The following is a 13,089-nucleotide window of genomic DNA, read 5'->3' as shown; positions in this document are numbered from 1 at the left end:
TGCTAGTTGGCCTTCCCTTTAATATCCCCAAAATACGCAGTAATCTCCGGAAGAACCGGAGTGCTGACCCGTGCCTCGACACCGAGTCCGGGAACCAGCTCCGGAGCAGGCTCGTCCAACGAGATCTTGACCGGCACTTCATTCATGCTGATCTCAAGATCCTGGGAAACCGCACCGCCCGAGGCCATGGCATGGTGACCGAGGGCGCGGACCGTGCCGTGATACAGCCTGCCCGAAGACGGAACATACACGTCTGCAGCGTCCCCCGGCGACAGTCGCTGCGCTTCCTGGAAAGTGAACCGGGCCAGAATCCACGGCTGAACGTCTTTGGCGCGCACGGTCATGACGGACTCGCCCGGACGCAGGAACGTTCCGGCAATGCGTTTGACCGAATAGACTTCCCCGGCCTGACGGGCGGCAACATGCGTCTTTTCAAGGTCGGCCATGGCTTCCACAAGACGATACCGTTGCGCTTCAAGCTTGCGCTTCTGCACCTCGATGTCGGCACTCAGTTCGCGGGTCCTGCCGCGGGCCGCCCCATCCGAAAGGTACTTGCCGTCCTTGGTGCTAACAACGTTGCGCCGGGCGAGTTTGAGTTCCTCGTTCAGTTCCGCAAGCCGGGCCTCCTCCTCCAGCATGGTCTTGCGTCGTTCGTCCCAGAAGGAACGGCTGACAACCCCGCTGGCCAGCAGCGCCTCGGCCCGCTTGAATTCCTTTTTCGCCAAATCGATCTTGGCTCGCACACCCTGCATCTGCTGCTGCACCATCTGCACCTGCAGATCCGCGGCGCTGCGATACATGCCCAAAGCGCGATCCTCTTCCGCAAGATCAGTGAACAGCTGGGAAAGTTCCTGCTTGGCCACCTCGATATCCAGCTTTATCTGCTCGATCCGGCGAAGGACATGACTGTCGTCCATCACAAAGAGCGTCTGCCCTTCCTCCACGGAATCACCTTCGCTGACCGGCACTTCGCGAAGGTATCCGGTCATCTCGGGAGCCACGTCCACCAAGGCGCCGGAAACCACGCCGCGCGTACTCACCGCGCGGGAAAAATTATTGTACAGCACCAGCAGAATCAGCCCGAACAGCACGATCCCCAGCACCCAGTAAACCAATGCGCGCCCGGTAAAACTGCGGCGAAACGCGGTGCGCTCCTCCATGGTCAGGGGCTTTTCCGTTTCCATGGGAATTTCCGTGGCTTCCACACGGGAGATGATGCCCTGAATATCGTCGAGCTTGCCCTCGATGCTGGCCTGAATATAGGTTTTGAGCAACATTTTGCTGCGGTCGTTGATGCTGTCAAAGGAAAACCCCGCGCCGCTTTCGCCGCGCCTGCGCAGCCGTGCCACGGCATCAAAGGTCACGTTCATGCCGGAGAGCGGCAAAATGAACGTCACATCCCCGACCCAGTCGTCGTGCAGGTCGTCGTTGGGAACCGAACACCGGAACCCTTCCAGCGACCAGTCCAGAACAGGATATTCCCCCCCGGCCATGAACGCCTTGGCAGGCAGGTTCACCCGGTGGGACTTGCGCAATTGATTTTTTTCGAATGTCGTCGGCATGGTTGTCAGCCCTCCTTATCTTCAGGCAATGCACAGGGGCAAAAAGCACGCAATCAGAGAGAGGCAACGTGCATTTACTCCCGCGCATTTTCCCGATATCATACTCGTATACTTTTTTATGTGGAGAATAAATGCGATTATTTTTGCTCATTTCTACATTATCGCTGTGCATACTTGCCGGTTGCGGCTATTCGTTTCCGGACGGATCAACGTCCAGCCTGCCCCCGCAATACCGCTCGCTGGCCATCAACAAGGTGGAGCACCCCACGCTCTACTCCTGGCTAGAACCGCGCCTGCGTTCATTGTTGCGCGACGAACTCAACCGCCGCGACTGGGTGACCTGGACCTCCAAGAAAAATGCCCGGGCATGGATCAACATCGACGTGGAGCGCTATTACCGGCAGGCTGCGGTGACAGGCGAATCCGACGAGACCCTGCGCTCCGAAGCGAGCATCACCATGACCGCAACCATTGTCTCGCCGGCAGACGGTCACGTGATCTGGAAATCCGAAACCATCAAGGAATCCTGGCCCTATTACGGGGGTGAGGAAGAAGAAGCCGACGACGAAGTGACCGCACTGGCCATCCGCAGGCTGGCCCGCCAACTCTCGCAAAACTACTGACGGAGACCTCATGGCCCGGCCCAGCTATTCGTTCTACATCTGCCCGGACCCGCAGATGCTTTCCACAACCATCGCCAAGGCGCTGGACGCTTCCGGCGTATCCGGGTGGGAACGCAAGGCGTTCTGGGGGGACGACGACGATCCCCTGCCACAGGTTTTCTGGCAGGACCTGACCATCAAGGGGCTTTTTTCCCAGCCCAAGGCGCTGGTGGTGCGCCGCGCCCACAAGCTCAAGGCCGAGCAGTGGAAAAAACTCAACAAGGCCCTGCGCACCCTTGGTTCCGACGTGTGGCCCTTCTTCTGCCTCGAAGGCCAATGGAAAGGCAAAAAGCCACCCGTTCCCGCGCATGTGGGACGGCTGGACATTTACAAACATGCGCGCTCATCCGGCTGGGTATGGGAATACCCCGGGCTGGATGAAAAAGACCTGCGCAATTTCGTGAGCGACTGGGCCGCACGGAACAACCTGACCCTTGACCGCGGGGTATTGCAGGCCCTGGCCTCGGCCCTGCCGACCGATGCCGTGGCTTCGCGGCTGGAGCTGCAAAAGCTTGAGCTGGCCGTGGAGCCGGGCGGAACCGTGACCCGGCAGCATGCGGAACTGGTGGCACCGTCCGGGGAAATGGAATTTTTCGAACTCATGGACGCACTGGGCAAACAGGGCGTCGAGGCCGCGGTCTGGAAGCGCGTTCTCGAAGACCATCTCAAGAAATCCTCGGACCGCATGATCTTCAACCTCATCGGCTACCTTGCCAGTCAGGCGCGCATGTACTGGATGCTCATGAGCGGCGAGGAATCCAAGGTCAAGGCCCACCCCTACGTCAAGAAAATCAAGACCCCGGTGGCCCGCAGGCTCGGCCGCGCCGGGGTGGCGCGCATGATCGACCTGGCCCTTGACGCGGAATTGAGCATCAAGACCGGCACGCGCAACCCCGAGGAAGTGCTCGACTTTCTGGTGGCCGGGCTCATCAGCCTGTTCCGCCAGCCGGGCCGGGCATAGCCTTGGTGTTAGAGTTTCGCGGAAATCATTCCCAACCCCTTGACCAGCCCACTATCGTATGACCGAAACACCGCACTACGCAGGACACCGCCAGAGACTCAGGCAACGGCTGATGCGCGATCCGCGCTCGCTGGCCGATTATGAGATATTGGAACTGGTGCTGGCGTCCGTGCTGCCGCGCCGGGACACCAAGCCGTTGGCCAAGGCCCTGATCGAACGGTTCGGTTCGCTGGGCGCGGCCCTTGCGGCACAGCCCGAGGAACTGGCGGAATGCAAGGGCGTGGGGCAGGGAGTTGTTGCACACTGGCACCTGCTGCAGGAAATGCAGGCCCGGCTGGCCGAAGGAAACCTTGGGCAGGCCGACCAGCTCTCCACGGTGGAAGCCGTGGCCAGGGCGGGCATGGCCCGCATCGGCAACAAGCGCACCGAGGAATTCTGGGTGGCCCTGCTGGACAGCAGCAACCGGGTCATCGAATGGGACCGCGTCAGCGCAGGAACCGTGGACAGGGTAGACGCCTACCCGCGCGAAATACTGGCACTGGCCCTGAAACGGCAGGCCCGGTCCGTGATTCTGGTGCACAACCACCCGGGCGGCGACCCCACGCCTTCCGAAGAAGACCGGCTGCTGACCCTTGGCGTGGCTCGCGTAGCCGAAACGCTGGAGATCCTGGTGCGGGACCATGTGGTGGTTGCGGACTCCGGCTACTACAGCTTTCACGAACACGGCCTGCTCTGAGCCCGCAGGCCCGGAGGCATCATGAAACAGGTACTCGCAGAAGTGCACGGCATGGTGCAGGGAGTGTGGTTCCGGGCATGGACCACCGACCTTGCCGCCAGCCTGGGATTGACAGGCTGGGTACGCAACACCCCGGCCGGCACCGTGGAAACCCTGGCCCAGGGCGATGAAACAGCACTGAACGAATTTGTGCGCCACCTGCACCAAGGCCCGGTACTGGCCCGTGTGGAACGAGTTGACACGAAATTCAACAGTACAGAAGAAAAATTCAACAAATTTTCTGTCCGACACTGAAAAAAACAGGCATAAAGCCCCTTGCCAACGGCAAAAGCGGCCTTATGATACAAGATTGACATTCAATCACGCTGAAAACGAGGTGAATCACCTTGAAAAAAAAGAAAAAGACTCCCATCAAGCCGCTCAAGCTGCGTAAACGCCAACAACAGAAGGAATCTGTTGCTCGCAAGCAGCGAAAAGCAGCCCAAAACCGACCCGAGGAAAAGGCATCGCAGGGACTGCCGGACCTTATCGAGGCCCTGACGGCAGGACCGGGAGGCAGTGCGCTGTTTCACGACGGCGACGATGAAAACGGCATCCAGAACCTTGACCTCCCGCCCGAACTGCCCGTGCTGGCCGTGCGGGATATCGTTGTCTTCAACTACATGATCCTGCCCCTGTTCGTGGGACGCGAAAAATCCGTGAAGGCCGTGGATGCGGCCCTTTCCGGCGACCGCTACATCCTCATCCTGACCCAGAAGGACGAGTCCGTGGACGACCCCGGTCCGGACGACCTGTACCAGACCGGCACGGTGGGCATGATCATGCGCATGCTCAAAATGCCGGACGGCCGCCTCAAGGTGCTCGTGCAGGGCCTGGCCCGGGCCAAGGTCCGCAGGTTCACGGCCAACGACCCCTACCATATCGCGAAAATCGAGCCGCTGCTGGAACCGGAAACCGTGGAACTCACGCCCGAACACGAGGCGCTGATGCGCTCCTCGCGCGAACAGAGCGAAAAGATACTGGGACTGCGCGGCATTTCCTCCGGCGACATCATGAGCGTGCTCAACAACGTGAACGAACCCGGACGACTGGCCGACCTGATCGCTTCCAACCTGCGCATCAAGGTTGCCGAAGCCCAGAAAATCCTTGAGAGCTACGACCCCATCAGCAGATTGCAGCGGGTCAACGAGCAGCTTGTCAAGGAGGTGGAAGTCGCCTCCATGCAGAACAAGATTCAGGCTTCGGCCAAGGAAGGCATGGATAAGGCCCAGCGCGATTTCTTCCTTCGCGAGCAGCTCAAGGCCATCAAACGCGAGCTGGGCGACGAGCACGACGAGAACGAAGACATCGACGAATTGCGCAAGGCCATCGAAACGTCGGGCATGCCCAAAGACGTGATGAAAGAAGCCTTCAAGCAGCTGCGCCGACTCGAATCCATGCATTCGGAATCTTCGGAAGCGACGGTCATCCGCACCTATCTGGACTGGATGACCGAACTGCCATGGAAAAAAACCTCGCGCGACAGGCTGGACATCAAAAAGGCCAAGACCATCTTGGACGAGGATCATTATGATCTGGACAAGGTCAAGGAACGCATCCTCGAATACCTTTCCGTGCGCAAGCTCAACCCGAAGATGAAAGGCCCCATCCTCTGTTTCGTGGGTCCTCCGGGCGTGGGCAAAACCTCGCTGGGCCGCTCCATCGCGCGCAGCCTCGGGCGCAAATTCCACCGCATGTCGCTGGGCGGCATGCGCGACGAAGCCGAAATCCGCGGCCACAGGCGCACCTACATCGGTTCCATGCCCGGCCGCATCGTGCAGGCCATCAAGCAGTGCGGCACCCGGAACCCGGTCATCATGCTGGATGAAATCGACAAGCTCGGCTCGGATTTCCGGGGCGACCCGTCCTCGGCCCTGCTCGAGGTGCTGGACCCGGAACAGAACTTCGGCTTTACCGATCATTACCTGAACGTGCCATTTGACCTTTCCAAGGTCATGTTCATCTGCACGGCCAACGTGCTGGACACCATTCCCGGCCCCCTGCGCGACCGCATGGAGATCATCCGCATTCCCGGATACACGGAACACGAAAAGGCCGTGATCACCAAGCGGTACATCATTCCCCGCCAGACCCGCGAAAACGGGCTTGCCGAGGACGAAATGGTCATCAGCGACAAACTGGTGGCGCGCGTCATCCGCGAATACACCCGCGAGGCCGGACTGCGCAACGTGGAGCAGAAGATCGGCACGGTATGCCGCAAAATGGCCCGCAAAAAGGCCGAGGGCGAAAAGGGACCGTTCAAGGTCTCGCCCAAGAATCTGCACAAATTGCTCGGCCCGCCCATATTCATTGACGATGAAAAGGAAAAGACCTTGCCCGCAGGTGTAGCCATGGGCCTTGCCTGGACCCCGGTGGGCGGCGAAATGCTGCATGTGGAAGTGAGCACCATGCCCGGCAAGGGCAAGCTCATCCTTACCGGCAAGCTCGGCGACGTCATGAAGGAATCCGCTCAGGCGGCCCTTTCCATGGCCCGGGCCAAGGCCGACGCCTACGGCATCGAACCGGACTTTGCCGACAAGTTCGACATCCATGTGCACGTCCCGGCCGGAGCCACGCCCAAGGACGGCCCGTCCGCAGGTGTGACCCTGGTCACGGCCCTGATCTCGGCCCTGACCGAAACCCCCGTGGACCCGGATGTAGCCATGACCGGAGAAATCAGCCTGCGTGGCCGCGTGCTGCCCGTGGGCGGCATCAAGGAAAAAATCCTTGCCGCTGTTTCCCGGCGCATGAAAAAGGTCATCATCCCGGCACAGAACAAAAAGGATCTGGAAGAAATCCCCGCGGAACTGCGGCGCAAGATCAAGATCGTCACCGTGGAACGCGTGGAGGAGGTCTGGCCGCTGGCCAAGGCCGAATAATCCGCCACAAAAAAACAAAAAACGCCCCGGAATCACTCGCATGATTCCGGGGCGTTTTTTGTTTTTCCGACACGGTTTCAAAACGCACGGTCACGCTTGTGCCATCAAGACACTGACCCTGTTGACATTTTCAACATCATGCACGAATGTGCCATTACATACTACTTATTGCGTATCGCCAGCAACTTCACTTGTCCCGGCAGAACCGAGCCAACAAGGAACAACGAACCATGCACAGCACGCACACCGGTCGACTTCACATTGCCACGCAGTGCATGACTGCCTTGTTCTGTGCCGTTTTCCTCCTTGCCTCACCGGTAATGGGCGCGGACAATTACGACGACATAACCACTCCCCTCTACGGCAGCAACACCAACTACGGCTCGATAACCACCACCGCAGACCTTGCCAGCGCCATGCAGTCCGACGGCTTTGACCAGACCCTCATCAACGCCGCCGGCGGAACCATCACCACGTACGGAAACGGTGCGGGAGGGATGGTGGTAAGCAACGGCAGCACCGCAACCAACAGCGGGACAATCACCACATACGGGTTAGGGGACGCATACGGCATTCAAACAAGCACAGGGTGCACCGCGACAAACAGCGGGACAATCATCAGCTATAACACCTCTGCAATACGATGCTATTCCGGTTCAACATTTTACAACAGCGGCACATTGGCTTCCTATGGATCTCATGCCATATACGCCGACGACAGCGATGTACATCTGCAAACCGGAACCAGCATCCTTGCAGGCGACGTGCACGGCACAGGCACTTCCGACCTCTATCTGGACGGCAGTGGCACGGTGAATTTCGACATAAGCGGAGATTGGACCATATGGAAAACAGGAGACGGCACCTGGACCATTGCCCAAAACATATCAGCAGCCGCACCAGCATACGTAATCACTGGTGGAACCTTGGCCCTGGCTTCCGGCGTTTCCCTCTCAGCAAACAATTTTTTCATGGATCCCGGCACGACCCTTCAGGTAGCTTTGGACGGCTCGGGAACGACCGCCATAGCATCGTTTGGTGCCTCGATTATCGACGAAAGCAATCTGGTCGTGGACATTTCCGCGGACCTGATCGGAAACTCTCAAACCATACTAAGCGCTTCGACAATTCTGGGCACATTTGCTTCCGTCACCAGTCTGAACCCCCATTTCTCATTCGACCTCGACATGGCACTCCCCGATGTCGGAATCACGAATGTTTCCTATGCCCCGCAATGGGACAACTCGGCATTGGGAATGGCCTCGTCCATGGAGTCCAATCTGGCCTTCATGCTCATCCCCAACGCGCGCAGCCAGATGCTGCTGAGCGACAGCGGCGAGCAACAGGACCAAACCATGGTGGCCTCTGCCGGGCCGTTGCTCAACATATTGCCTTCGTCGTCCGGCGACAGACGGTACGGCATTTACATGCAGCCCATGTTCAGCACCAGCACGCGCGACGCCTATGATTCCGCGCCCGGCTATACCGCGAACACGGCCGGGGGCGAAGTCGGCGTGGACGCGTTTGTGGACGACAACCTGCTGCTGGGCGCGTTCGCTGGTTTCGCCAGCACGAAAATCGATTTTGACGGCGTGACCTTTGCCGAAGGCGACACCGAAGACCAACAGCTCTACGTGCTCGGCATTTACGGCGGATACCGCGCGGGCGATTGGGACCTGACCGACACTCTGAGCGTCACCCATATCCGCCACGACTCCGAACGCAACGCAGGGCTGGGCGAGACCGCCAAGGGAGATTACGACAGCCAACTCGCGACCAACCAGTTTCTGGCTTCATACAACTGGCTGGACAACGGCGACTGGCGGCTTTGTCCCGAGTTGGGCCTGAACACCAGCTATCTCTACCGGAGCGGATTCTCCGAGACCGATGCCACCAACGCAATCACCTTCGGCAAATACAGCACGTTCATTGCCGAAAGCGTGGTCGGCATGCGCGTGAGCACGAACTTTGACATCCGGGAAACCCAAATGACGCCCTACGCCCGCCTGAAATGGTCCCACGCCCTGAACGACAACGACGTGACCGTCCGCCAGACCCTCGGCAGCACCACGGCGCAGGTGACCCAATCAAACGACGACGACCATCTCGGCCTCGACCTCGGCCTGACCGCCCGCAACGGCGATGCCTCGTTCAGCCTGACCTATGCAGGAGAAATCAGCCAGCACGGTCAATCCCACGGCCTTTCCGCGCTCATGCGCTACGAGTTCTAGACATTTCGCGATCTGCGGCCGCCGAAGGGCACAGCAGCCTTGCGCCGGAAATCCCCTGAACCATGTTCCATCCACATGGAATTTTGGACTTTTGCAATTCTCCTACACAAAAGTCGACTTTGTTTCCCAAAGCGGATAATAAAAACATGCAAAGAACCATGCACAGGAGGGATGCCATGTACAGGTTTGCGATTTTTCTCATTCTGCTGGCGTGCCCGGCGCTTGCCCATGCCGGGGACATCGTCGCCACCTATCACTATCAGGACGGCAGCACCGTGGTCATGAGCACGCGGGACGCCGCGCACGTGCGCATGGACACCGGGCCGGACCACTACATGCTGCTCAAGGACAACAAGGTATACGCGGTCAGCAAATCCGACGGCCAGTGGCAATACATGGACATGGACCGCATGGCGGGCATGGGCTCCATGTTCGGCCAATCCGCGGCAGCGGATATCGAAGACATGGATGTCCGCTACACCAAAACCAGCCGCAGGGAAAAAATCGCCGGATACACGGGCACGGTCTATGAGGTCGAGGTCACGGACAAGGGCAAGCTGGTACGCCGCGACGAGGTGGTCATGAGCACCCATTCGGACATCAAGCGCGCCAACCAGGGCTGGATGGCCCTTGCCGAACGCATGAGCCAGTCCATGGGCCAGGAATCCGCGCAGGCGCTCAAGGCCGTGTGCGACGATGCCGTGGCCAAGGGATATGGCGGCGTGCTGCGCTATGGCGACGAAATGCGCCTGATCAGCCTGAAAAAGGCTTCGCTGGACGCTTCCAGCTACGATCTGCCCGCCGGAAGCCATGCCGTGAACATGGGGCAACCCGCTCAGCAGGGCAATACCGTGAATCAGGACGCCGAAGACATCGGGCAGGCGGCCCACGACGAAGCCAAGGACGCGGCCATCGACGAAGTGCGCCAAGGCGTGCGGGACGTATTCAACGGCCTGTTCAACTAGCCGGAAACGAGGACTGCCCGGACGGGCCGCAACGGCTCCCGCTGGTCAGAGTATGTGGAAGAAATGCTTGAGCGGCATCAGGGCGTCGCGTTCCTCGCGGCGTTGGTAGTCTGCTGCCCGGCCCGCATAGAAGAGGTTGAAAATCAGCTTGAAGGTGTTCGGCTCGTTGAGCACGTGTGAAAGCTCGTGGCTCTCCATGACCAGTTGGCTCTGATCAAAACTGTCAACACCGTCCCAGCAGAAGGTGATGCCGCCGATGCCCGTGGCCCGGCATACACCCAGAATCTCCTTGGCGCGCATGTTCCGGGTGACCTTGCCGAGGCTGATGCGCGTGCTGTTCTCGTGCACCTTGTCAAAATTCTGGGGCACGCCGTCCATGAAGACCTCGAAACTGAAATGGTCGCCGCCGAGCACCACGCCGGAATTGCCGTAGACACGGCGCACGGTGCGGCCGGTCCTTTCCTTGATCTCCGCGGCCACCCTCGAGGAATCGCCACTGCCCGACATGCGCATGAGCGCATCGGCCCAATCGCGTGATCCATACACGCGCATGCCGTTCTTGATGGTGGTCCGGTCCAGATGCATCAGACCCACCACGTAGTAGTCGCCAAGCAGGGATATTTCCAGTTTCATCGATTCGTTACCCGCACTATTTCCTTGGTTTGTCCGGTATTCTCAAATGATTGAGTCATAGGGTCAGGCCTTGGGCTCACGCCCATGTTTTTGCAACAATGCCGCAACCTGCGTCCCGACCTCCGGGGGAATGGAGGGTTTCCGGTACTTTTCCCGCAGGTCGTCATCCTCGGCAAGCGCGTTGATGAGTTCGCACAAATCAAGGGCCGCTTCAAGTCCGCCGTTCAGCTCGAGCGCGCGGGCCATGCAATCAAGGCATTGCTGCCAGTCATGGCGCTCGTAATGGGCCCGGCCGAGGTTGTAATAAAGATGGTCGTCATCGTCTTCTGAAAATCCCAGCGCACGGGAATAATATTCCACGGACTCGTCAAGCAGTTCGGCCTTGCGCAGGGCAATGCCGAATTCATTGAACAGGTGCTTGTGTTCTTCCTGAAACGGTGCATCCATCTCCACCAGCTGGCGAAAAACAGCCGCGGCATTTTCCCGATCCTTTCGGTCCGCATAGACCAGCCCGAGGCCGAATATGGCACGAACGTTCTGTTCGTCCACGATCAGGGCCTGGCCGTATTCGTATTCGGCCTTGTTGAGAACCCCTTCTTCCCGGTTTGAATCACCACGTTCCAACGTTTCGTGCAATTCGCGCATGGCCGGGCCGACCTTGCCCATGTGCAATTCCACCTCGGGCGCGAAATCAGTCATGAGTTCGTCAAAGGAAACCGTCGTAGGCTTGCCAACGGGAACAAAATGGGGGTTGATCTTTTTTATGGAATAGGAATCTTCGCCAGTCTGTTCCACAAACCACAAGACCTTTGTCTGATGCTTTTTCTGGGTGGTTCCGGTACCCACGGTTATTTCACGGGTGGACGAAAAAACGCAGCGAAGCGACTCCTTGTCGTCATCAATGCCCCTGCACCCGAAATCGGGTTCCTCGGGCCTGCGTTCTCGTGATGCGTTCATGGTCTGCGCCAACGTGTGCAAGATTGTTAAGATTGCATAAGTTCATAGCCGAATCCGACATGAAAATCCACTTGCGAACGCCATGATCACGCGCTTGGGACACGGATGCATCTTCGCCCCGGAAGCATGGCAGCGACCATTGCCACCCGCCGGAATTTCCGCTATGTCAAAGCGGCCTCGTTCCGGCGCATGCCTGTCAGGAACGAAAAAAATTCGGAGTTGTTTCATGCCCATTTTCGAATACCGATGCAACAAATGCGGCAACGAATTCGAAGAACTCGTATTCGACCGTGACGAATGTCCGCCATGCCCCAAGTGCTCGTCCGTTCAGACGGCCAAACTCATGTCCGCCTGCCGGTCCAAGTTCGGTGCCGGCGCACAGGGCGGCGAATCCGCAGGCAGCGACGATGCGGATTCCGGCCCGAGCTTCAGCAGCAGTTCTCCCTGCTCCGGTTGTTCGGGCGGCGACTGCTCCAGCTGCGGCTGCTGATTCACGCACACATATATCCCATAGGGGTTCATCCATGAAGGATACCATTGTCATTGCCACACGCGGCAGCAAACTTGCCCTGTGGCAGGCAGAACATATTTCCGCTTGCCTGAAAGAAGAATATCCGGGCCTTGCCGTGGAATTGCTGCAGATCAAAACCAAGGGCGACAAGATTCTGGACGTTCCGCTGGCCAAGGTCGGCGGCAAAGGACTTTTCGTCAAGGAAATCGAAGAAGCCCTGCTGGACGGACGCGCGGATATTGCCGTGCACTCCATGAAGGACGTGCCCACACAACTGCCCGATGGCCTTGAAGTGGGCGTCATCCCGGAACGCGAGGAATCCACCGATTCCCTGCTCTCGGTCAACTACGAAGGACTGGACGGGCTGCCCCGGGGCGCAAACGTGGGCACATCGAGCCTGCGCCGCCAGTCCCAGCTGGCCATGCTGCGCCCGGACCTGAAAATCACGTCCCTGCGCGGCAATCTGGATACCCGCATCAACAAGCTGCTCGACGGCCAGTTCGACGCCATCATCGTGGCCACGGCCGGGTTGCGGCGCCTCAACCTCTCTGCCCCGCACCAGACCATTCTCGGTCCGCCGGAGTTTCTGCCCGCAGTGGCTCAGGGCGCACTGGGCATCGAATACCGTGTGGACGATGAGGAAATCATGGACATGCTGGCCTTCCTGAACCACGACCACACCAGCCACCAGGTGGAGGCCGAGCGCGGATTCCTCACCGGCCTCGACGGCGGCTGCCAGGTGCCCATCGCCGCATGGTCCGAAATCGACGGCAACACCCTGAAGCTGACCGGTTTCGTGGCGGATACGGACGGTTCCCGCCCCATTCGGCTCGAGGTGGTTGGCGCAGTGGACGATGCCTGGGAACTGGGCATGGGACTGGCCAAGGACGTGCTGGCCTCGGGCGGAGACGAAATCCTGCGCGAAGTATACCAGCGCGAAGGCATCAAGTAGC

Annotated in this window: 12 protein-coding genes; 9 read left to right on the top strand and 3 right to left on the bottom strand. The window is 59.2% G+C overall.

Translation table 11 applies throughout. From position 1 onward, the window contains the following. Nucleotides 1-2: 2 nt before the first annotated feature. Nucleotides 3-1,562, bottom strand: coding sequence for a biotin/lipoyl-binding protein (locus F8A88_RS01635; RefSeq protein ID WP_151149223.1), 1,560 nt, complete (start codon nucleotides 1,560-1,562; stop codon nucleotides 3-5). Between the two features lie 131 nt (nucleotides 1,563-1,693). On the opposite strand from F8A88_RS01635, the gene lptE reads away from it, so the two are divergent. The 7 genes from lptE to F8A88_RS01600 all read left to right on the top strand — a co-directional run bounded on the left by lptE (nucleotide 1,694) and on the right by F8A88_RS01600 (nucleotide 10,035). Then, nucleotides 1,694-2,185: an LPS assembly lipoprotein LptE gene (gene lptE / locus F8A88_RS01630; protein ID WP_151149221.1), complete on the top strand. Its 492-nt coding sequence runs from the start codon at nucleotides 1,694-1,696 to the stop codon at nucleotides 2,183-2,185. 10 nt (nucleotides 2,186-2,195) lie between these two features. Then, nucleotides 2,196-3,185: a DNA polymerase III subunit delta gene (gene holA / locus F8A88_RS01625; protein ID WP_151149219.1), complete on the top strand. Its 990-nt coding sequence runs from the start codon at nucleotides 2,196-2,198 to the stop codon at nucleotides 3,183-3,185. Between the two features lie 58 nt (nucleotides 3,186-3,243). Then, entirely contained in the window at nucleotides 3,244-3,921 is a 678-nt protein-coding gene (gene radC, locus F8A88_RS01620; RefSeq protein ID WP_151149217.1) for a RadC family protein, read from the top strand. 21 nt (nucleotides 3,922-3,942) lie between these two features. Continuing rightward, nucleotides 3,943-4,215, top strand: a complete 273-nt coding sequence (locus F8A88_RS01615; RefSeq protein ID WP_151149215.1) for an acylphosphatase — start codon at nucleotides 3,943-3,945, stop codon at nucleotides 4,213-4,215. A gap of 269 nt (nucleotides 4,216-4,484) precedes the next feature. Further along, nucleotides 4,485-6,839, top strand: a complete 2,355-nt coding sequence (gene lon, locus F8A88_RS01610; RefSeq protein ID WP_421958086.1) for an endopeptidase La — start codon at nucleotides 4,485-4,487, stop codon at nucleotides 6,837-6,839. Nucleotides 6,840-7,069: 230 nt separating this feature from the next. Continuing rightward, nucleotides 7,070-9,070, top strand: a complete 2,001-nt coding sequence (locus tag F8A88_RS01605) for an autotransporter family protein (protein WP_161598303.1) — start codon at nucleotides 7,070-7,072, stop codon at nucleotides 9,068-9,070. 176 nt (nucleotides 9,071-9,246) lie between these two features. Then, nucleotides 9,247-10,035: a hypothetical protein gene (locus F8A88_RS01600; protein WP_151149211.1), complete on the top strand. Its 789-nt coding sequence runs from the start codon at nucleotides 9,247-9,249 to the stop codon at nucleotides 10,033-10,035. 45 nt (nucleotides 10,036-10,080) lie between these two features. On the opposite strand, the gene F8A88_RS01595 is transcribed toward F8A88_RS01600, so the two are convergent. After that, nucleotides 10,081-10,668, bottom strand: coding sequence for a hypothetical protein (locus F8A88_RS01595; RefSeq protein ID WP_151149209.1), 588 nt, complete (start codon nucleotides 10,666-10,668; stop codon nucleotides 10,081-10,083). Between the two features lie 63 nt (nucleotides 10,669-10,731). Next, entirely contained in the window at nucleotides 10,732-11,625 is an 894-nt protein-coding gene (locus F8A88_RS01590; protein WP_151149207.1) for a tetratricopeptide repeat protein, read from the bottom strand. Between the two features lie 226 nt (nucleotides 11,626-11,851). Between F8A88_RS01590 and F8A88_RS01585 the strand changes: the two genes are divergently transcribed. Together F8A88_RS01585 and hemC are read left to right on the top strand one after the other, a co-directional pair. After that, on the top strand, nucleotides 11,852-12,115 hold the full coding sequence (locus tag F8A88_RS01585; protein ID WP_151149205.1) for an FmdB family zinc ribbon protein: 264 nt from the start codon (nucleotides 11,852-11,854) through the stop codon (nucleotides 12,113-12,115). Nucleotides 12,116-12,149: 34 nt separating this feature from the next. Further along, nucleotides 12,150-13,088 (top strand): hydroxymethylbilane synthase, encoded by a 939-nt coding sequence (gene hemC, locus F8A88_RS01580; protein WP_151149203.1) that lies wholly within the window; start codon nucleotides 12,150-12,152, stop codon nucleotides 13,086-13,088. Nucleotide 13,089: the final 1 nt, after the last annotated feature.

Origin of the sequence: Pseudodesulfovibrio senegalensis, from assembly GCF_008830225.1 — a bacterium.
Lineage (GTDB): Bacteria > Desulfobacterota > Desulfovibrionia > Desulfovibrionales > Desulfovibrionaceae > Pseudodesulfovibrio > Pseudodesulfovibrio senegalensis.
Note: the sequence above shows the minus strand (reverse complement) of the source record. Positions and strands in the feature narration are given on the sequence as shown.